17 protein-coding genes are annotated in these 20,881 nt (G+C 73.0%); 14 read left to right on the top strand and 3 right to left on the bottom strand.

The genetic code is table 11. From position 1 onward, the window contains the following. Positions 1-2,192, bottom strand: a 2,192-nt coding sequence (gene glgX / locus ACFV0G_RS14300; RefSeq protein ID WP_380546378.1) for a glycogen debranching protein GlgX, incomplete at its 3' end; no start/stop codon positions are given. 198 nt (positions 2,193-2,390) lie between these two features. Here glgX and ACFV0G_RS14295 point away from each other — a divergent pair. From ACFV0G_RS14295 to ACFV0G_RS14280, 4 genes are all read left to right on the top strand, one after another. Next, complete coding sequence (locus tag ACFV0G_RS14295) at positions 2,391-3,599, top strand: Ig-like domain-containing protein (protein WP_380546376.1); 1,209 nt, start codon at positions 2,391-2,393, stop codon at positions 3,597-3,599. A 172-nt stretch (positions 3,600-3,771) separates the two neighbouring features. Beyond that, positions 3,772-5,043, top strand: a complete 1,272-nt coding sequence (locus ACFV0G_RS14290; RefSeq protein ID WP_380546374.1) for an Ig-like domain-containing protein — start codon at positions 3,772-3,774, stop codon at positions 5,041-5,043. A gap of 174 nt (positions 5,044-5,217) precedes the next feature. After that, positions 5,218-6,426 (top strand): Ig-like domain-containing protein, encoded by a 1,209-nt coding sequence (locus ACFV0G_RS14285; RefSeq protein ID WP_380546372.1) that lies wholly within the window; start codon positions 5,218-5,220, stop codon positions 6,424-6,426. A 103-nt stretch (positions 6,427-6,529) separates the two neighbouring features. Further along, a complete protein-coding gene (locus tag ACFV0G_RS14280; RefSeq protein WP_380546370.1) occupies positions 6,530-7,075 on the top strand; it encodes an ATP-binding protein in 546 nt (181 codons plus the stop codon). Positions 7,076-7,289: 214 nt separating this feature from the next. On the opposite strand, the gene ACFV0G_RS14275 is transcribed toward ACFV0G_RS14280, so the two are convergent. Then, positions 7,290-8,657 carry an L-serine ammonia-lyase gene (locus tag ACFV0G_RS14275; protein ID WP_380546368.1) on the bottom strand — a complete coding sequence of 456 codons (1,368 nt, stop codon included), beginning with the start codon at positions 8,655-8,657 and terminating at the stop codon, positions 7,290-7,292. A 140-nt stretch (positions 8,658-8,797) separates the two neighbouring features. Then, a complete protein-coding gene (gene glyA, locus ACFV0G_RS14270) occupies positions 8,798-10,066 on the bottom strand; it encodes a serine hydroxymethyltransferase (RefSeq protein WP_380546366.1) in 1,269 nt (422 codons plus the stop codon). Between the two features lie 352 nt (positions 10,067-10,418). Here glyA and ACFV0G_RS14265 point away from each other — a divergent pair, with 352 nt between their 5' ends. The 10 genes from ACFV0G_RS14265 to ACFV0G_RS14220 all read left to right on the top strand — a co-directional run bounded on the left by ACFV0G_RS14265 (position 10,419) and on the right by ACFV0G_RS14220 (position 20,758). Then, positions 10,419-10,607 (top strand): ferredoxin, encoded by a 189-nt coding sequence (locus ACFV0G_RS14265; RefSeq protein WP_380546364.1) that lies wholly within the window; start codon positions 10,419-10,421, stop codon positions 10,605-10,607. Between the two features lies 1 nt (position 10,608). Continuing rightward, entirely contained in the window at positions 10,609-11,832 is a 1,224-nt protein-coding gene (locus ACFV0G_RS14260; protein ID WP_380546362.1) for an NAD(P)/FAD-dependent oxidoreductase, read from the top strand. An 87-nt stretch (positions 11,833-11,919) separates the two neighbouring features. Then, positions 11,920-12,741, top strand: coding sequence for an acetoacetate decarboxylase family protein (locus ACFV0G_RS14255; protein WP_380546360.1), 822 nt, complete (start codon positions 11,920-11,922; stop codon positions 12,739-12,741). Beyond that, complete coding sequence (locus tag ACFV0G_RS14250) at positions 12,738-14,213, top strand: aldehyde dehydrogenase (RefSeq protein WP_380546358.1); 1,476 nt, start codon at positions 12,738-12,740, stop codon at positions 14,211-14,213. The genes ACFV0G_RS14255 and ACFV0G_RS14250 overlap by 4 nt, the downstream gene beginning before the upstream one ends. Continuing rightward, positions 14,206-15,153 (top strand): 3,4-dihydroxyphenylacetate 2,3-dioxygenase, encoded by a 948-nt coding sequence (locus ACFV0G_RS14245; RefSeq protein WP_380546356.1) that lies wholly within the window; start codon positions 14,206-14,208, stop codon positions 15,151-15,153. The genes ACFV0G_RS14250 and ACFV0G_RS14245 overlap by 8 nt, the downstream gene beginning before the upstream one ends. Then, positions 15,153-15,998, top strand: a complete 846-nt coding sequence (locus ACFV0G_RS14240) for a fumarylacetoacetate hydrolase family protein (RefSeq protein ID WP_380546354.1) — start codon at positions 15,153-15,155, stop codon at positions 15,996-15,998. Before ACFV0G_RS14245 ends, ACFV0G_RS14240 begins: the two co-directional genes overlap by 1 nt. Positions 15,999-16,044: 46 nt before the next feature. Beyond that, positions 16,045-16,710 (top strand): TetR/AcrR family transcriptional regulator, encoded by a 666-nt coding sequence (locus ACFV0G_RS14235; RefSeq protein WP_380546352.1) that lies wholly within the window; start codon positions 16,045-16,047, stop codon positions 16,708-16,710. A gap of 190 nt (positions 16,711-16,900) precedes the next feature. Then, positions 16,901-18,361, top strand: a complete 1,461-nt coding sequence (locus ACFV0G_RS14230) for an APC family permease (protein WP_380546350.1) — start codon at positions 16,901-16,903, stop codon at positions 18,359-18,361. Positions 18,362-18,524: 163 nt separating this feature from the next. Continuing rightward, complete coding sequence (locus ACFV0G_RS14225) at positions 18,525-20,015, top strand: aldehyde dehydrogenase (protein ID WP_380546348.1); 1,491 nt, start codon at positions 18,525-18,527, stop codon at positions 20,013-20,015. Next, on the top strand, positions 20,012-20,758 hold the full coding sequence (locus ACFV0G_RS14220; protein WP_380546346.1) for a gamma-glutamyl-gamma-aminobutyrate hydrolase family protein: 747 nt from the start codon (positions 20,012-20,014) through the stop codon (positions 20,756-20,758). The genes ACFV0G_RS14225 and ACFV0G_RS14220 overlap by 4 nt, the downstream gene beginning before the upstream one ends. The last annotated feature ends 123 nt before the right edge of the window (positions 20,759-20,881 follow it).

Here is a 20,881-nt window from a genome sequence, read left to right as displayed (position 1 = left end):
GGCACCGCGCCGCGCACCGGGCCCGCCTCCTCGGGCGGGCCGGCCGCCGCGGTGTCCACCACCGACGCGTACGCCTGCGGCCAGGGCGGGCCGGGCAGGGTGAACTCCACCGGCTCCGCGCCGGCGTTCAGCACCAGCAGGAAGCTGTCGTCGCGCAGCGCCCGGCCGTGCTGGTCGCGCTCGGACATCGCACTGCCGGAGAGCAGCATGCCGAGCGCGGCGGTCGGCCCGAACCAGTCGGCCTCCGTCATCAGCCGCCCGGCCGGGGTGAACCAGGCCAGGTCCCGCTGCCCGCCGGGCACCGTCTCCCGGCCGGAGAAGAACGCCCGCTGGCGCAGCACCGGGTGGGCCCGGCGCAGCCGGACCAGCCGGCCCGCGAGCTCGGTGAGCGCCCGCCAGGCCGGCTCCTCCAGCAGCGACCAGTCGAGCCAGCCGGTCTCGTTGTCCTGGCAGTAGGCGTTGTTGTTGCCGTGCTGGGTGCGGCCGAGCTCGTCGCCGGCGGTGAGCATCGGCACGCCGCTCGACAGCAGCAGGGTGGCGAGCAGGTTGCGCAGCTGACGGTGGCGCAGCTCGCGCACCGCGGGGTCGTCGCTCTCGCCCTCGCTGCCGTGGTTCCAGGAGCGGTTGTCGTCGGTGCCGTCCCGGTTGTGCTCGCCGTTGGCCTCGTTGTGCTTGCGGTTGTAGGAGACCAGGTCGCGCAGGGTGAAGCCGTCGTGCGCGGTGACGAAGTTGACCGAGGCGTAGGGGCGGCGGCCGCCGCGCTGGTAGAGGTCGGAGGAGCCGGACAGCCGGTAGCCGAGCTCGCGCACGTCCGGGCGGGCACCGCGCCAGAAGTCGCGCACGGTGTCGCGGTACTTGTCGTTCCACTCGGCCCACAGCGGCGGGAAGCCGCCGACCTGGTAGCCGCCGGGGCCGACGTCCCACGGCTCGGCGATCAGCTTGACCCGGCTGAGCAGCGGGTCCTGGGAGACCGCGGCCAGGAACGGGTGGTGCATCTCCACCCCGTCGCCGCCGCGGGCGAGCGCCGCGGCCAGGTCGAAGCGGAAGCCGTCCACGCCCATCTCGGTCACCCAGTACCGCAGCGAGTCGGTGAGCAGGCGGACCACGTGCGGCTGCCGGGTGTCGAGGGTGTTGCCGCAGCCGGTGTAGTCGGCGTACCCGCGGCGGCTGCGGTCGAGCCGGTAGTAGCCGCCGTTGTCGATGCCGCGCAGCGACAGCGACGGGCCCATCACCCCGGCCTCGGCGGAGTGGTTGTAGACCACGTCGAGGATCACCTCGATGCCCGCCGCGTGCAGGGCGCGCACCATCCGCTTGAACTCGCCGACCTGCTCGCCGCGGCTGCCGGAGGACGAGTAGCCGGCGTGCGGGGCGAAGAAGCCGAGCGTGTTGTAGCCCCAGTAGTTGGTCAGCCCGCGGGCCTGCAGGTGGTCCTCGCTGACGTGGTGGTGGACGGGCAGCAGCTCGACCGCGGTGACGCCGAGCCGGGTCAGGTGGGCGACGGCCGCCGGGTGGGCGAGGCCCGCGTAGGTGCCGCGCAGCTCCGGCGGCACGTCCGGGTGGCGCATGGTGAAGCCGCGCACGTGCAGCTCGTACAGCACGGTCTCGGCCCAGGGCGTCTTCGGCCGCTGGTCGTCGTACCAGTCGTCGTCGTCGTGGACGACCACCGAGCGCGGCACGTACGGCGCGGAGTCGCGGTTGTCGCGCACCGTGTCGGCGACGTCCGGCTCGGGCCAGCCGCGCACCGCGCTGCAGGTCGCGTCGTGGCTGGTGTAGGCGCCGTCGATGGCCCGGGCGTACGGGTCGACCAGCAGCTTGGCCGGGTTCCAGCGGGCGCCCGTCCACGGGTCCCAGCGGCCGTGCACCCGGTAGCCGTACCGGGTGCCGGGCAGCACGCCGGGCAGGAAGCCGTGCCAGGTCTGGAAGGTCTGCTCGGTGAGCCGGTGCCGGGTCTCGGTGCCGTCCTCGGCGAACAGGCACAGGTCCACCGCCTCGGCCCCGGCCGCCCACAGGGCGAAGTTGGTGCCCGGCCCCTCGGGGCCGGTGCGGAAGCGGGCGCCGAGCGGCTGCCAGCTGCCGGGCCACGGCTCGGCGGCGGCCCGGGGCACGGCGGGGGCCGCGCCGTCGGTCCGGGCCGGGGGTGGGCGGCCGGCCGCCTGGCGAGTGCCCTGTCCCAGCTCCTGCCACGCCGTCATCGCCGCACCCTCCCAGCGCGGGGGTCCCGTACCCGCTCCCCTCTTGTTCCCTGATCCCGTGCGGGTGTCACGTGGCCGATCGTGTTGTGACGCTGGGTGAACGGGAGGGCGGCCGGGCGGTGACGTGTCCCGGCGGGCCGGCGGTCGTTGCACCGGGGGACGGGCCGCCCGGGCCCGCACCGACGTCGGGAGGTCCGGATGCGCCTGCTGGCGGTGGGCAGGCGGGTGGCGGCCGCGGCGGCCGCCGCTCTGGCGCTGCTGTCCGGGTGCGCCCCCGGCACGCCGGCGCCGGACGGTCCGCGCAGCCCGCGCCCGGCGCCGCCGGTCTCCGCCGCGCAGGTCACCACGGTGCCCGCGGACGGTGCGCAGGAGGTGCACGTCGGCGACGAGGTGGCGGTGACCGCGAAGGGCGGGACGCTGGTCTCCGTCCGGCTGGCGGACGACCGCGGGGTGGCCGTCCCGGGCCGGATCAGCCCCGACGGCACCCGGTGGACCCCGGGCGAGGAGCTGACCCCGGCCACGCCGTACACCCTGGACGCGGTCGCCCGCGACGCGGCCGGGCTGCGGGCCGACCAGCACAGCGCGTTCTTCACCGCCGGTCCGGCGCACACCGTGACGGCCTTCTTCACCCCGGAGGACGGCGCCACCGTCGGCGTCGGGATGCCGGTCTCGCTGCGCTTCTCCCGGCCGGTCGCGGACCGCGCCGCGGCGGAGCGGGCGGTGGAGGTGACCGCGGACCCGCCGGTGCCGCTGGCCGCGCACTGGTTCGGCGACCGCCGCCTCGACGTGCGCCCCGAGCACCTGTGGGCGCCGGGCACCCGGGTGCGGGTGGCGCTGCGGCTGAAGGACGTGGAGGTCGCGCCCGGCGAGTACGGGACGCAGTCCCGGGACCTCCTCTTCACCGTCGGCCGCTCCCGGGTCTCCACCGTGGACCTCGCGACGAGCACCATGACGGTGCGCGAGGACGGCGAGGAGGTCCGCACCCTGAAGGTCTCCGCGGGCAGCCCGCAGCACCCGACCTACCGCGGGGTGATGGTGGTGTCCGAGAAGTTCGCCGAGACCCGGATGAACTCGCAGACGGTCGGGCTCGGCGACGAGTACGACATCAAGGACGTGCCGCACGCGATGCGGCTGACCGCCTCCGGCACCTTCGTGCACGGCAACTACTGGGCCGACGAGGAGGTCTTCGGCACGGCCAACACCAGCCACGGCTGCATCGGCCTCGCCGACGAGCAGGGCGGCGACCCGCAGTCCCCGGCCGGATGGTTCTTCGAGCACACCCTGGTGGGCGACGTGATCGTGGTCGAGGGCGACGCCGGGGAGAGCGTCCCGCCCTCGAACGGGCTGAACGGCTGGAACATGCCGTGGGCCCAGTGGCGGCGCGGAACGGCCCTGGGAGGGCACTGAACGTCCACCCGGCTCCCGCCGAAGATTCACTCGGACGGGGCAGTTATCCTGGCGACCCGCGCGGGCCCGGGGGCACCCCGTGAAACCTGTGTGGAAGTTGTCCGCAGTCCGGTGAAACCTTCCCGGGCCGCTGGGCGTGTATGCCCGTGGATACCGGGAGGGGAGAGACCGAGTGAAGCCGGTTCAGGCGGCCGAGGCCGCGATAGTCAGGGGTGCGGCCGCGGGCCGCACCGGCCGTACCGCCCGCCGGGCCGCAGTCGCGGTGGCCATGGGCGGCGTGCTGCTGCTGACCGCTGCGTGCAACGACGGCGGCGGCTCCGGCGGCGGCAGCACCGCCGCGGGGGGCTCCGGCGGGGCCGGCGGCAGCACCACCCAGGCCGCGCCGAAGACCTCGGCCGCGGTGATCACGGTCACCCCGAAGGACGGCGCGACCGACGTCGCGCCCAGCGGCGGGCTGACCGTCGCGGTCACCGGCGGCAAGCTGACCGGCGTGGCCGTGACGGACAAGAACGGCAAGGCCGTCGAGGGCTCGATCTCCGCCGACGGGCTCAGCTGGAAGCCCACCGGCACGCTGACCGTCGGCATGGCGTACACGGTGAACGCGCAGGCCAAGGACGACAAGGGCCTGCCGGCCGCGTCCACCAGCACCTTCACCACGCTGACCCCGGCCAAGAAGGTCGCCACCAACGACAACATCGCCGACAACGGCACCTACGGTGTCGGCATGATCGTCTCGGTGGCGTTCAGCAAGCCGGTCAAGAACAAGGACGCGGTCGTCGCCGGCATCACCTTCGAGGCCACCGACGGCACCACCGTCAAGGGCCACTGGTTCGGCAGCCAGCGCCTGGACTTCCGCCCGGCCGAGTACTGGAAGCCCGGCACCAAGGTGACCGTGCACTACCGGCTGAAGAACGTCGAGGTCTCGCCCGGCGTGTACGGCGACGTGGACCGCGACGAGCCGTTCACCATCGGCCGCTACCAGGTCAGCACGGTCGACGCGGCCAGCCACATGATGAGCGTCAAGGGCGGCGACGGCTCCACCAAGAGCATCCCGATCACCGCGGGCAACGACCAGAACCCGTCCTGGAACGGCACCATGGTCATCTCCAGCAAGGAGCTGGTGACCCGGATGAACTCCGCCACGGTCGCCAACGTCAAGGGCGACGAGTACGACGTCCCGGACGTCCCGCACGCGATGCGGCTCACCGCCTCCGGCACCTACGTGCACGGCAACTACTGGGGCAACGCCTTCGGCAAGTCCAACGCCAGCCACGGCTGCATCGGCCTGATGGACAGCAAGGGCGGCAGCGACGGCTCCTCGGCGGGCAAGTTCTTCAACAGCTCGCTGGTCGGCGACGTGGTGAAGATCGTCAACTCCCGCGGCAGGACCGTTTCTCCGGACAACGGCCTGAGCGGCTGGACGCTGCCCTGGGCCTCCTGGTAGGCCTGCGCCCGCATCCCGGCCCGGCCGCCGTCACCGGTGGCCGGGCCGTGGCGGCTTCGTGACCTGATCGTCGTCACCGGGGCCGCAACCCGGGCGGGGGTCCGGAACGTGTCAGAGACCGAAGCCGCGGCGGGGGCGCCGCGGCCGTGCACAGGGGTACGGAGGGGGACCGCGATGGCGTCGGTGCGCAGGACGGTGGCGGCAGGTGCGCTCGGAGGAGCGCTGGTGCTGATGGCGACCGGGTGCGGCTCGTCCGGTGGGGGAGGCGCGAAGTCGGGTGACGGCAGGGCGGCCACCACCGCGGCGGCGCCGAAGCCCGCCGTGTCGGCCGCGCAGATCGGCATCGAGCCGAAGAACGGCTCCACCGGCGTCAAGCCGTCGGGTGCGCTGAAGGTCACCGTTTCGAGTGGTCGGCTGACCGCCGTGACGGTCACCGGCAAGGACGGCCGGACCGTCGCCGGCACGCTCGCGGCGGACGGCCTGAGCTGGACGCCGACCGGCCCGCTGGCGGTCTCCGGCGAGTACCGCGTCGCGGCGAGAGCGGCCGACGCCAAGGGCGTGGAGACCACCGCGGAGAGCGGCTTCAGCACCCTCACGCCGGAGAAGGAGGCCGACCCGCACGACAACATCGGCGACGGCCAGACGTACGGCGTCGGCATGATCGTCTCGCTCCGCTTCGACCGGCACGTCAAGGACCGGGCCGCGGTGGAGCAGGGCGTCACCTTCGAGACGTCCGACGGCACCCCGGTCAAGCCGCACTGGTTCGGCGACGAGCGGGTCGACTTCCGCCCGGCCGCGTTCTGGAAGCCCGGCACCAAGGTGACCGTGCACTATCGGCTGAAGAGCGTGGAGATCGCGCCCGGCGTGTACGGCGGCGTGGACAGCGACGAGCCGTTCACCATCGGCCGGTCCCGGGTCAGCACCGCCGACGTCTCCACGCACCGGATGGCGGTCGTGCAGGACGGGCAGCAGGTGGACTCCGTCCCGTTCACCGCCGGCAAGGCGGGCTTCGACAGCTGGAACGGCACCATGGTCGTCGAGGAGATGGACCGCAAGACCCGGATGAGCTCCAACGGCGTCAGCGGCATCACCGCGGGCCAGGAGTACGACCTGGACGACGTCCCGCACGCGCTGCGGCTCACCGACTCCGGCACCTACGTGCACGGCAACTCCTGGGCGGGCTCGGCGATCGGGCACTCCAACGCCAGCCACGGCTGCATCGGCGTCCGGGACACCCGCTACGGCAGCGACGACACCGACGCCGGGCGCTTCTACAACAACTCGCTCGTCGGCGACGTGGTGACCGTGGTCAACTCCAAGGGTGACAAGGTCTCTCCGGACAACGGCCTGAGCGGGTGGAACCTCGACTGGAACGCCTGGTGAACGGCCCGAACCTGATCGGTGTGCCGCTGGCATATGCCAGTTGAATAGTGATCGTTTGCTCATTGTCCGTACGCACCCGCATGCGTTCCGCAATGATGGGCCCATGGCGGGATGGCGCGAGGCGGACCGGGCATCGAACCGGCTGGTGGGTGCGGTCGGTGACGATCCGTCGGCTGTCCTGGCGCACGACCTCGCGGGCCTGGAGCGGCTGAGTCCGGGGGAGCTGGAGCGAGCGTTCTTCGGGCTGCTGCGCGACCCGGCCGCCGAGGACGAGGTCCGGCTCCCCTCGCGCCCGGAGTCGGCCCGGGTCGCCCGCCGGCTGGTGGTCTCGGTGCTGCGCGCCTGGGAACTCCATCAGCAGGTCGAGGCCGGCGAACTGCTCGCCGGTGAACTGGTGGCGAACGCCGTACGGCACGCGGGCGGGCGCACCGTCGGGCTGAAGCTGGGCCGCCGGCAGGGCTGGGTGCGGATCGAGGTCCGGGACTCCTCGCGCGCCCTGCCGTGCCTCATCGTCGCCGCCGAGCGCGGCGCCTCGAACGGCCACGGGCTGGTCCTGGTCGACGCGGTGGCCGACCGCTGGGGCGCGGACCTGATGCCGCGCGGCAAGGCGGTCTGGTGCGAGCTGAAGGTGCGCGAGCGGGCCGCCTGAGCGGGCCGGGAGACGGAGCGGGGCCCCCGGGTCCGCGGGATGTGCGGAATGGGGGCCCCTGCGCGTCACCGCGTCGGCCGAGGGGGTGCGTGCCACGCGGTGGGACGGCCGAACCGGGTCAGTGGAGGCCGTGGTCTGTGCCTCTACTCTCGCACGAATCGGCGAACCGGACAAATCGATCTCAAGGTTTCAGGCCGATTTCACCTTCGATTCATCAGCACTCGATGACGTTCACCGCGAGGCCGCCGCGGGAGGTCTCCTTGTACTTGATCTTCATGTCGGCGCCGGTCTCCTTCATCGTCTTGATCGCCTTGTCGAGCGAGACGTGGTGCCGGCCGTCGCCGCGCAGCGCCATCCGGGCCGCGGTGATCGCCTTCACCGACGCCATGCCGTTCCGCTCGATGCAGGGGATCTGGACGAGGCCGCCGACCGGGTCGCAGGTGAGGCCGAGGTTGTGCTCGATGCCGATCTCGGCCGCGTTCTCCACCTGCTCGGGGCTGCCGCCGAGGACCTCGGCCAGGCCGCCGGCCGCCATCGAGCAGGCCGAGCCGACCTCGCCCTGGCAGCCGACCTCGGCGCCGGAGATCGAGGCGTTCTCCTTGAACAGCATGCCGATCGCACCGGCCGCCAGCAGGAAGCGCACGATGCCCTCGTCGTCCGCGCCCGGGACGAAGTTCTGGTAGTAGTGCAGCACGGCGGGAACGATCCCGGCGGCGCCGTTGGTCGGCGCGGTGACCACCCGGCGGCCGGAGGCGTTCTCCTCGTTCACCGCCATCGCGTAGAGGGTCACCCACTCCATGGCGTTGGCCGGGCCGATCCCCTCCGCACGCATGGCGCGGGCCGCCGAGGCCGCCCGGCGGCGCACCTTCAGCCCGCCCGGGAGGATCCCCTCGCGGGACATGCCGGCCGCCACGCACTCCTTCATCACGGCCCAGATCTCCAGCAGCCCGGCGCGGATCTCGGCCTCGGTGCGCCAGGCCTTCTCGTTCTCCAGCATCAGCCCGGAGATCGACAGCCCGGTCTCCCGAGTGAGGCGCAGCAGCTCCTCGCCGGTGCGGAAGGGGTGGCGCAGCACGGTGTCGTCGGGCTTGACCCGCTCCGCGCCGATGGCGTCCTCGTCGACCACGAAGCCGCCGCCGACCGAGTAGTAGGTCTTCTCCAGCAGCGGGACGCCGGACTCGTTCCAGGCGGCCAGGGTCATCCCGTTGGCGTGGTAGGGCAGGGAGCGGCGGCGGTGCAGGACGACCTGGCCGACCGGGTCGAAGTCGATCTCGTGCTCGCCGAGCAGGCGCAGCCGCTTCTCGGCGTGGATCCGCTCGACGTCCAGGTCGGCGCGGTCGACGTCGACGGTCCGCGGGGAGTTCCCCTCCAGGCCGAGCAGGACGGCCTTCGGGGTGCCGTGGCCGTGGCCGGTGGCGCCGAGCGAGCCGAAGAGCTCGGCGCGCACGCCGGCGGTCTTGTCGAGCAGCCCCTCCGAGCGCAGCCGGCGGGCGAACATCCGGGCTGCGCGCATCGGGCCGACGGTGTGGGAGCTCGACGGTCCGATGCCGACGGAGAAGAGGTCGAAGACGCTGATGGCCACGGGGGACGTCCTTGTCTGGTCTCGTGGAAGGACTTGCGGGGTGACACGGCACGGGGCACCGCGCGCACTGTCCAGTGTGCGCGGTGCCCCGTGGTTCCCGGTGTCCGGCGGGGGTGAGGCCGGTCACCGGGAGGAGCCGGCTACAGCTCGGGGTACAGCGGGTACTTCACGGCCAGCGCGGTGACGCGGGCCTTCAGCGCGGCGGCCTTGGCCTCGTCGAAGCCGGGCAGCAGGGTCTCGGCGATGACGTCGGCGACCTCGCGGAAGTCCTCCGCCAGGAAGCCGCGGGTGGCCAGCGCCGGGGTGCCGATGCGCAGGCCGGAGGTGACCATCGGCGGGCGGGGGTCGTTCGGGACGGCGTTGCGGTTCACCGTGATGCCGACCTCGTGCAGGCGGTCCTCGGCGTCCTGGCCGTTGAGCTCGCTGTTGCGCAGGTCGACCAGGACGAGGTGGACGTCCGTGCCGCCGGAGAGCACCGAGACGCCGGCGTCCACGGTGTCCTGCTTGAGCAGGCGCTCGGCGAGGATCTTGGCGCCCTCGAGGGTGCGCACCTGGCGCTCCTTGAACTCCTCCGAGGCGGCGACCTTGAAGGCCACGGCCTTGGCGGCGATCACGTGCTCCAGCGGGCCGCCCTGCTGGCCGGGGAAGACCGCGGAGTTGATCTTCTTGGCCCACGCCTCCTTGCAGAGGATGACGCCGCCGCGCGGGCCGCCCAGGGTCTTGTGGGTGGTGGTGGTGACCACGTCCGCGTACGGCACCGGCGAGGGGTGCAGGCCCGCGGCGACCAGGCCGGCGAAGTGCGCCATGTCGACCATGAGCAGGGCGCCGACCTCGTCCGCGATGCGGCGGAACTCGGCGAAGTCCAGCTGGCGCGGGTAGGCGGACCAGCCGGCGATGATCAGCTTCGGCTGGTGCTCCTTGGCGAGGCGCTCGACCTCGGCCATGTCGACCTGGCCGGACTTCTCGTCGACGTGGTACGCGGCCACGTTGTAGAGCTTGCCGGAGAAGTTGATCTTCATGCCGTGGGTGAGGTGGCCGCCGTGGGCCAGGCTCAGGCCCAGGATGGTGTCGCCCGGCTGGATCAGCGCGAACATCGCGGCCGCGTTGGCCTGCGCGCCGGAGTGCGGCTGCACGTTGGCGTGCTCGGCGCCGAACAGCTCCTTGATCCGGTCGATCGCGATCTGCTCGACCACGTCGACGTGCTCGCAGCCGCCGTAGTAGCGCTTGCCGGGGTAGCCCTCGGCGTACTTGTTGGTCAGCACCGAGCCCTGGGCCTCCATGACCGCCACCGGGGCGAAGTTCTCGGAGGCGATCATTTCCAGGGTGGTCTGCTGGCGGTGCAGCTCGGCGTCGACCGCGGCGGCGATCTCCGGGTCGAGCGCGTGGAGGGACTGGTTGAGAACCGTCATGAGGTGGGGTCTCCCCGTAGGGCGGTGGTGAGGGCCGGGCGCGCGGGCGCGCCGGCCGGGGCCGCCGCCCCCGGGCACCCGCGGCAGGGGGATGTGGACGCCCCTGTCATTTGGCCTCAAACACTAGGTGGCCCCCCTGGGGCCTGCAAGGGGCAACGAAAAGAATCTATCCATCCGGATAGCTATTGACCAGGCCCCGCGGCGGACCTACGTTATTTGAAGCCAAACGAGTCCGGGGCGCAGTCGAAGCCCCGTTGGCAAGGACCGGCAGCCGGCCGCCCGGCGCGGCCGGCTGCCGAACCCGTCTTCCTTCCGCACCCCGACGTTTCCCCCACCCCCAGGAGGACCGGCCATGAAGGTCGTCGTCGACATGAACAAGTGCCAGGACCACGGTCAGTGCGTCTTCGCCGCCCCCGACGTCTTCCAGTTCGACGACGCGGGGCGCCTCGCCTACGTGACGGATCCGGACGACGCGCTGCGCGACGAGGTCGAGGAGGCCGCGGACGTCTGCCCGCTCCAGGCCATCCGGATCGAGAACTGACGTGCAGCCCCGCATCGTCATCGCCGGCGCCTCCATGGGCGGTCTGCGTGCGGCCGAGCAGCTGCGCGCCGCCGGATGGCGCGGCGCGATCACCGTGGTCGGTGAGGAGCCGCACCTCCCCTACAACCGTCCGCCCCTGTCGAAGGAGGTGCTCGCCGGCAGGGCGCCCTTCGGGTCCCTCGCCTTCACCCTGCGCGACGCGGTTGCCGACGTCGAATGGATCCTGGGCACCCGCGTCGTCGCCGCGGACCTGGCCCGCCGCCGGGTCGTGCTCGACTCCGGCGAGCGGCTGCCCTTCGACGGCCTGGTCGCCGCCACCGGCATGCGGCCGCGCCGCCTGACCTGCCCCGGACCGGCGGCCGGCCGGCACACCGTGCGCACCCTCGCCGACGCCGAGGGCCTGCGGGCCGAGCTGCTGCGCCCCGGCGTGCGGGTGGTCGTCGTCGGCGCGGGCTTCATCGGCTGCGAGGTCGCCGCCACCGCCGTCGCAGTGGGCGCCGCCGAGGTCACCGTGGTCGATCCCGAGCCGCTGCCCATGGTGCGGCCGCTCGGCGAGCTGACAGCCCGCGAACTGCTGCGGCGCCACCGCGAACGCGGCGTCCGCTTCGCCCTCGGCGCCGCAGTCGCCGGCTTCACCGGCGACCGGCACGTCACCGGCGTCGTCCTGGGCGACGGCACGGAACTGCCCGCTGACGTCGTCGTGGAGTCCGTCGGGTCCGTCGCCAACACCGAGTGGCTGGCGGGCAACGGCCTCGACCTCACCGACGGCGTGCTCACCGACGACCAGCTGCGCATCGGCGGTCTGCCGTACGCGGTGGCGGTCGGCGACGTGGCCCGCTTCCCCAATCCCCGCTACGACGGTGTGCCGCGACGCGTCGAGCACTGGTGCATCCCCACCGACACCGCCAAGCACGCGGCCCGGGCGCTCACCGCCCACCTGCACGGCCGGGACGCCGGGCAGGAGCCGTTCGCCCCGCTGCCCAGCTTCTGGAGCGACCAGCACGACTTCCGGTTGCAGTCCTTCGGTGCGCCCGCCCTGGGCACCGGTGACGTCCGGCTGCTCGACGGTGACCCCGGCGGCGACGTCGTGGTCGGCTACCACCACGACGGCCGGCTCGTCGGCGTCGTCGCCCTCGGCGGCCGCGGCGCCGCCGGCGCCGCAGCCCGCTACCGGGCCGAGCTGCTGAAGCAGCCCGCCCTCGCCATCTCGGCACCCGCCCGCTGAAGCACCGCCCCGCCCGCTGAAGCACCCGCCCCGAAGCACCCCGTCCGCCCCCGCGCCGACGCGCCGACCTCCCGAAGGAGTACCGCCATGACCTCCCTGCGTGGCTGGTTCCACCCCAAGAGCGCCTCGGGCCGCTCGTCCCTGATCCCCTCGCCACCGTGGCACTACTCCGGCGACCTGCTCACCGTCGAGTACCGCACCGACCCCGCCCGGGTGCGCGAACTCCTCCCCGAGCCGCTGGAGCCGGCCGACGACGACCCGGGGGCCGTCGCCCTGATCTGGGCCGACTGGCAATCCTGCTCCGGCAGCGGCGACGAGCTGCTCGACCCGGTGCGCTCCCAGTACAAGGAGGCGTTCGCGGTAGTCCGCTGCTCCTACCAGGGCCGGACCTTCTCGCGATGCGTGTACATCTGGGTGGACAAGGACTTCGCCATCGCCCGCGGACTCCACCAGGGCTACCCGAAGAAGCTCGGCTCCATCCACATGACCCGCCCGCACCCGTACGGGCCTGCGCCGCGGATCGAGGCCGGCGCGCGCTTCGGTGCCACCCTCGCCGCCTCCGACCGGCGGCTCGCCCAGGCCGTGTTCACGCTGCGCGAGCCCGCGCAGAGCAACGGGTTCGTCAACGGCCACCCGATGGCGCACCACCGCTGGCTGCCCTCGATCGAGAAGGGCAAGGGCCTGGCCCTGGACGAGCTGATCGAGACCGGCGCGGCCGCCTTCGAGGGCGGGCAGCCCTGGGCCGCAGACGCGGACCTGGAGCTCTTCGAGGCACCGACCGAGGAACTGGCCCGGCTGGAGATCCGCGAACCGATCGGCGCCTACTACCGCCAGGTCGGCGTCACCTGGGACGGCGGCCGGCTGCTCGCCTCCGACACCACCACCGTCCTCGAGGAGGAGCAGGCATGAGTGACCGTCACACCCTCAGCGTGGCCGGGGTCGAGGTCGACACCCGCCACTGGATCGGCGGGGAGCGCATCGCCTCCGCCGAGACCTTCACCGACCACTCCCCCATCGACGGCAGCCCGATCGGCGAGATCGCCCGCGGCGGCGCCGCCGAGGCACGGGCCGCCGTCGCCGCCGCGAAGGCCGCCTTCCCGGCATGGGCCGCGACCCCGCGCACCGAGCGCGCCCGCATCCTGCACGCCGTCGCCGACGGGGTCGACAAGCGCCTGGAGGACCTGGCACAGGTCGAGACCCGCGACAACGGTGCGCTGCTGCGCTCCCACCGGCGCGGCGTGATGCCGCGCGTCGCGCACAACTTCCGCTTCTTCGCCGACTGGCTGCTCACCCTCGACCACGAGGACTTCGACACCCGCGGCCACACCAACCACGTGTCCTGGGACCCGGCCGGCCCCTGTGTGCTGATCACGCCGTGGAACGCGCCGCTCATGCTGGCCACCTGGAAGGTCGCGCCGGCCCTCGCGGCGGGCAACACCGTGGTCCTCAAGCCTGCCGAGTGGTCCCCTCTCACCGCGTCCCTCCTGGCCGACATCGCCGCCGAGGCGGGTCTGCCGGCAGGCGTCCTCAACGTCGTCCAGGGCCACGGCAGCGAGGTCGGCGCGGCCCTGGTCGCCGACCCGGACGTCCGGCGGATCAGCTTCACCGGCTCCGTTCCCACCGCGCGCCGCATCGCCGAGGCCGCAGCGGCGAACCTGACCCCGCTCAGCCTGGAGCTCGGCGGCAAGTCCCCGCTGCTGGTCTTCGCCGACGCCGACCTGGACCTGGCCGTCGATCTCGCCGTCGAGCAGTACGACAACGCCGGGCAGGTCTGCCTGGCCGCCACCCGCCTGCTGGTCGATTCCACGGTCGCGGCCGAGTTCACCGAGCGGTTCCGCACCCGGGCCCTCGCCCTGCGCCAGGGCGACCCGCGCGACGAGGCCACCGACCTCGGACCCACCATCCACCCGCGCCAGCTGGAGAAGGTCGAGGGCTTCGTCCGGCGCGCCGTCACCGCCGGAGCCCGCGCGGTGGTCGGCGGCGGCCGCAACGAGGAGCTGGGTGGCCTCTACCACCGGCCGACCCTGCTGACCGACGTGGCGCAGGACAGCGAGATCGTCCAGGAGGAAATCTTCGGTCCCGTCCTCACGCTGCAGACCTTCGACACCGAGGCCGAGGCCGTCGCGCTCGCCAACGACACCCGTTTCGGACTGGCCGCCACCGTGGCCACCGGCTCGCACGAGCGTGCCGAGCGGGTCACCGCGCAGCTCGTCGCGGGCACGGTCTGGGTCAACTGCTTCTTCGTCCGCGACCTGCAGGCGCCGTTCGGCGGCGCCCGCCACTCCGGCGTCGGGCGCGAGGGCGGCACCTGGAGCTTCGACTTCTACTGCGACCTGAAGAACACCGTCACCGCACCGAAGGGCTGGACCGACCATGGGTGAGATCGTCGGGGCGGGCCTGCTCGCCCATGTCCCCACCGTCGTACTGCCCGAGGAGATCCGGCGGGAGCTGAACGACGGCAAGGAGATCACCCTGGTCACCGGCCTGGAGCAGCTGCGCCGGGAGGTCTTCGAGCGGGACGACTACGACACCGTCGTGGTCCTCGACTCGCACTGGGCCACCACCGTCGAGTTCGTGGTCACCGCCCAGGACCGCCGGGCCGGGCTGTTCACCTCCGAGGAGCTGCCGCGCGGCATGTCACGGATGCCCTACGACTACCCGGGCGACCCCGAACTCGCCCAGAACGTGGCCCGGTTCGCGGAGAAGCACGGCACCTGGATCACCCCGATCGACGACCCCTGCCTGCCCGTCTACTACGCCACGATCAACCTGTGGAAGTACCTCGGCGAGGGCCTGCCCGACAAGCGGTGGGTGACCATCGGGGTGTGCCAGACCGGCGACATGGAGGACCACCTGCGCCTGGGCCGGGCCCTGGCCGACGGCATCGCTGCCACCCCCGGCAGGCGCGTGCTGCTCATCGCCTCCGGTGCCCTCTCGCACACCTTCTGGCCGCTGCGCGAGCTGCGCGACCACGAGTCCAGCGACACGAAGCACATCTTCACCCCGCAGGCGCGCGAGGCCGACCTCCGGCGGATCGCCTGGTTCCGGCAGGGCCGGCACGACCTGGTGCTCGACACCATGGACGAGTTCTGGCGGTACAAGCCGGAGGCCAGGTTCTTCCACTACCTGATGATGGCCGGGGCGCTGGGCGAGCGGGCCTGCAACGCGCCGGGCCGCCAGTACGGGGAGTACGAGAACTCGATCGGCACCGGCCAGGTGCACCTCTGGTTCGACCGGCCCGCCGCCGGTTGGACGACCCGGCGCACCGCCGTCCGCCACGACCCCCACCACCATGTCGACCCCCACGGGGAGGACTTCTGATGCCCGAGTACCGCCGCATCCTGCTGGACGGCGCCGCCGTCCAGGTCGTCCGCGACGGCGAGGAGCTCGTCGCCGGCGACGGCCGCCGGGTGAAGACCGACGACGCGCAGCACCTGCCGCCGGTCGTCCCCAGCAAGATCATCGCCGTGCACCTCAACCACCGCAGCCGGGTGGAGGAGTTCCGGATCGGGCTCGGCCCCGCGCCCACCTACTTCCACAAGCCCACCTCCTCGCTGAACTCCCACCGCGGCGCGATCGTGCGACCGGAGGGCTGCAAGTGGCTCAACTACGAGGGCGAGGTCGCCATCGTCATCGGCCGGACCGCGCGCAACATCGCGCCCGCCGAGGCCGGGGAGTACATCGCGGGCTACACCGTGGCCAACGACTACGGCCTACACGACTTCCGTGACACCGACGCCGGGTCGATGCTGCGGGTCAAGGGCTCCGACACGCTGTGCCCGCTCGGCCCCGGCCTGGTCACCGACTGGGACTTCCGCGGCAAGTCGCTGCGCACCTACGTCAACGGCGAGGTGGTGCAGGACGGCTCGACCGACGAGATGGAGTGGGACATGCACTACCTCGTCGCCGACATCGCCCGCACCATCACCCTCCACCCGGGCGACGTGCTGCTCTCCGGCACGCCCGCCAACTCCCGTCCGGTACAGCCCGGCGACTTCGTCGAGGTGGAGGTCGAAGGCCTCGGGAGGCTCGGCAACCACATCGTCTCCGGGCCCGCGCCCGTCCGTACCGACGTCGGCGCGCAGCCGACGGAGTCGGAGGAGGTGCTCTCGACGGCGCTCGGCGGCGACTGGGAGTTCCGGGGCATCCGCCCCCCGAAGCGCTGACCGTGGGCCCCGGCCGCCCGCCGGCCCGCCTTGTAGGGTCACCGGCATGACGGAGACAGACGAGACGGGCCGGCCGGCCAAGCCCCGCAAGCAGGTCAGCTACGGCACGGGACGCCTGGCGCTGCTCGACGCCGCGATCAGGGTGGTGGCCCGGGGCGGGCTGCGCAAGCTCACCTACCGCGCCGTCGCGGAGGAGGCGGGCGTCACCCACGGCCTGGTCGTCCACCACTTCGGCTCGCGCGACGCCCTCATCGAGGAGGCGCTGGCACACACCGTCCGGACCAGCCTGAACATCAGCGCGCTGGAGACCGGCAGCGGCCGGGTCGCGGACTTCTCCGCGGGCATCTCGGACATGGTCACCGACGATCCGGACACGCAGGCGTTCCAGTACGAGCTGCTGCTGGAGGCCCGGCGCAGGCCCGAACTGCTCGGACAGGTGCGGGGGCTCTACGACGAGTACTTCGACGCCACCCGGCGCGAGCTCTCCCGCATCCTCCCCGAGGACGCGGACGAGGGCCTGACCAGGCTCGTCTTCGCGGCCCTGGACGGCCTCGTGCTGCACCAGCTCGTCTTCGGCGAGCCGGGGGTCACCGAGGCCGCGCTCGCCCGTCTGCGCACCCTGCTGCGGCTGCTCGATGCGGACGGAGACGGGGAAGGGGACGTGGGCGATGCCGGGGACGGGGACGGTGCTGCCCGGCCCGACCAGGCCTGACAGGCCGGCTGACCCCAGGGCGGCCCGGCGGCGTGCCCGTGCGGGCCGGCTGCCGGGCCGTGACCTTTTCTTGACCCCCCTGGCTGGAACTCCGCGTCCGGAACCCCTTGCCAAGTGGATAATTCAGCCCCAGGATGAGGCAACTCGTTTGGCTCTAAACAGTGGCCTCTCTCCTCAGCAGGTGATCCGAGTGGACAGTCAGACGGTCGAATCCGACCACACGCAGGAAGCCGCCCCCGCCGGCGCCGGCAGACTCAAGTCCAACGCCCTGGGCGTCCTGGGCATCCTCTTCTTCGTCCTCTCCGCCCAGGCCCCGCTGACCGGCATCGCCGGCGCCGTGCCCATCGCCATCGCCTTCGGCAACGGCGCGGGCGCCCCGGCCGCCTACGCCGCGGTCGGCGTCATGATCCTGCTCTTCTCGGTCGGCTTCGTCGCCATGGGCCGCCACGTCGTCGACGCCGGCGCCTTCTACACCTACATCGGCAAGGGCCTCGGCCACGCCACCGGCACCGGCAGCGCCGGGGTCGCCCTCTTCGCGTACTGCTCCGTCCAGGCGGCCATGTACGGGCTCTACGGCGCCACCGTCAACGGTCTGGTCGCCCAGTACGCCGGAGTGGACGTGCCCTGGTGGGTCTGGTCCCTGGCCACCATGGCCGTCGTCCAGGTGCTCGGTGCGACCGGCATCGAGATGGGCGCCAAGGTACTCGCCGTCTTCGTCCTCGCCGAGTCCAGCATCCTGCTCGCCTTCGGCGTGGTCACGCTGGTCAAGGGCGGCGGGCCGCAGGGCCTGGACCTCGTCCGGAGCTTCTCGCCCGCCGCCGCCCTGAAGGGTGCCCCCGGTGTCGCCCTCATGTTCGCCGTCGCCTCGATGTTCGGCTTCGAGGCCACCGCGATCTACGGCGAGGAGGCGCGCGAGCCGCACCGCACCGTGCCGCGGGCCACGTACCTCTCGGTCGGGGTGATCACGGCCTTCTTCGCCTTCATCTCCTGGATGCTGGTCTCCTCCTACGGCGCCTCGCACGTGGCCGACGCCGCCACCAAAGCCGTCAGCGGCGGCGACGGCACCGGGTTCGTGTTCGCGCCGATCGCCGCCCAGTTCGGCGGCTGGGTCACCACCGTCCTTCCGATCCTGCTCGCCACCTCCCTGTTCGCCGGCATCCTGGCCTTCCACAACTCCGCCAACCGCTACCTGTTCTCGCTCAGCCGCGACGGTCTGCTGCCGGGCCGCCTGCGCACCCTGAACCGCCGGCACTCGCCGTGGGTCGCCGGCTGCGTCCAGACGGCCATCGCCGTGCTGCTGACCGTCCCCTTCGCGGTGCTCGGCAAGGACCCGGTGCTCACCCTGTTCTCCTGGTTCAGCGGTGTCGGGGTGCTCGGCTGCATGCTGCTCTACCTGCTGACCTCGTTCTCGGTGATCGTGTTCTTCCGCCGCGAGCGGCTCGACACCCGGCTGTGGAACACCGTCATCGCCCCGGCGCTCGGCGCGCTCGGCCTGGCCGGCGCCATCTGGCTCATCCTGGCCAACTTCACCACCCTGATCGGCGGCAGCACGGCCACCGCCACCTGGCTGGTCCTGGCCGTCCCGGCCGTACTGGCCGTCGGCGCGACGGTCTCCCGGCTGACCCGCAGCCGGCGGCAGGCCTGCGCGTAGGTCCTGCCCGGCCGATCGTGCCGGGCGCGATCGACCGGACGGGCCCTGACCTGCGACCCCGTTCCCCGCGGGGGCGGGTCCGGCGGGCCGCGCCCACGGCGCGCCCCCGCGGGCTCGCCCGCCACCGTGAGGGGTGTCCCCCAAGATAGCGGGGGGCGGGCAGATGGCCCGCCCCCCCCCCCGGCCCCAGTGGGTCCAGCGCGCCCGGGAACTCCGGCACCCGCGCGCCCACTTCATCGACGGCGCGGACGAACCGGGCAGCGGCGCCGCCTTCAAGGTCGTCTCCCCCCGCGACGGACAGGTCCTCGTCGAGGTCGCCGACGCCGGCACCGACGAGGTCGACGCCGCCGTCGCAGCCGCCCGCCGAGCCTTCGACACCGGCCCATGGCCGCGCCTGGCACCCGCCGACCGGGGCCGCATCCTCCTGCGGATCGCCGACCTGCTCGAAGAGCACCGCGCCGACCTCGCCCTCACCGTCAGCCTGGAGATGGGCAAGCCCGTCACCGACGCCCACGCCATCGAACTGCGCGCCGCGATCACGACCTTCCGCTGGTACGGGCAGCTCGCCGACAAGGTGACCGACGAATCCCCGCACGTCGCCCCCGACGCCCTGGCCCTGGTCACCCGCGAACCCGCCGGCGTCGTCGGAGCCGTCGTGCCCTGGAACTTCCCCCTGACTCTCGCGAGCTGGAAGATCGCTCCGGCACTCGCCGCCGGCTGCACCGTCGTCCTCAAGCCGTCGGAAGCCTCGCCCCTCTCGGCCCTGCTGATGGCCCGGCTGGCCGCCGAAGCCGGACTCCCCCCGGGCGTCCTCAACGTCGTCGCCGGAGACGGCCCCACCGCCGGGCGCGCGCTCGGCCTGCACCCCGACGTCGACGTCCTCGCCTTCACCGGCTCCACCCGGGTCGGACGCCAGTTCCTGCACTACGCCGCCGACTCCAACCTCAAGCGCGTCTGGCTCGAACTCGGCGGCAAGTCGCCCAACATCATCCTCCCCGACGCCCCCGACCTGGGCCGCGCCGCGGCGACCGCCGCCTGGGGCATCTTCTTCAACCAGGGCGAGATGTGCACCGCACCCTCCCGCCTCCTCGTCCACCGATCCGTCGCGGACCAGGTGACCGACGCCGTGGTACGCCACGCCCGGGACCTGCGGGTGGGCGATCCGCTCGACCCCGCCACCGAGATGGGCGCCCTGGTCAGCGAAGCCCACCTGGCGCGCGTCCTCGACCACGTCACCACCGGGACGGACGAAGGCGCCCGGCTGCGCACCGGCGGCGCCCGGGTCGAGACGGAGACCGGCAGCTACCTGCAGCCCACCGTCTTCGATCAGGTCGCCCCGTCCATGCGGCTCGCCCGCGAAGAGATCTTCGGACCCGTGCTCTCCGTCCTCGCCTTCGACGACGTGACCGAGGCGGTCGAGCTGGCCAACGCCACCGAATACGGCCTGGCGGCCGGCCTGTGGACCTCGGACCTCTCCACCGCCCACCGCGTCTCCCGCGCCCTTCGCGCCGGCACCGTCTGGGTCAACTGCTACGAGGAGGGCGACCTCACCGTGCCCTTCGGTGGCGTGAAGCAGTCCGGCAACGGCCGCGACAAGTCCGCGCACGCCCTCGAGAAGTACTCCGAACTCAAGACCACCTGGATCCAGTTGTGACCCGCCCGACGCGAACGAGCCGCACGGACCGGCGCCCCCTGATCGCGATCCCCGCCCGCTTCGCCGCCTCCACCTCCGCCCTGCGCCGCGCCGCGGAGGTCAACGCCCGCGCGCTGCTGGAGGCCGTCTGGCGGGCGGGCGGCGAGCCCGTCAGCCTCCACCCGCGAGCGCCCGGCGGCGACAGCGACCCGGACGAGGTCGCCGCCAGGCTCGCCCCGTTCGACGCCGTCCTGCTCCCCGGCGGCGGCGATCTCGCCCCGCGCCGCTACGGACACCACGCCACCCACGCGACCGTCTACGACGTCGACGACGAGCAGGACGGCTTCGACCTCGCCGTCGCCCGCCACGCGCTCGACACCGGGATGCCGCTGCTGGCGATCTGCCGCGGCCTGCAGGTCGTCAACACCGTCCTCGGCGGCACGCTCCACCAGGACATGGGCGGTCCGGACCGCGACCACCGTCACCTCGTCCACCCCGTCACGCTCCGCCCGGGCTCGGCGGTATCCGAGGCCGCCGACGCCGACAAGGTCGACGCCTCCTGCTACCACCACCAGCGCGTCGACCGTCCGGGACGAGAGCTCACGGTGACCGCCAGCGCCGTCGACGGGACCGTCGAGGCGCTCGAACTCCCTTCCGGCGCCGGATGGTTCATCGCCGTGCAGTGGCACCCCGAGGACACGGCCGCCGACGACCCGGCCCAGCAGCGACTCTTCGACGCCCTGGTCCGTGCCGCACGCGGCTGACCTGCATCGGCCCCGCGTCAGCCCTTCTTCGGCCGGGGGGGCGGCGGCCGCGCCACTCCCGGGCCGGCACCGCCAGAGGGGCGGCGTGGGTCAGTCGCCCGGGGGCTGACACAGAGTCACCAC

It is taken from the genome of Kitasatospora sp. NPDC059571 (genome assembly GCF_042735675.1).
GTDB lineage: Bacteria > Actinomycetota > Actinomycetes > Streptomycetales > Streptomycetaceae > Kitasatospora.
This window is presented reverse-complemented; position numbering and strand designations above follow the sequence as displayed.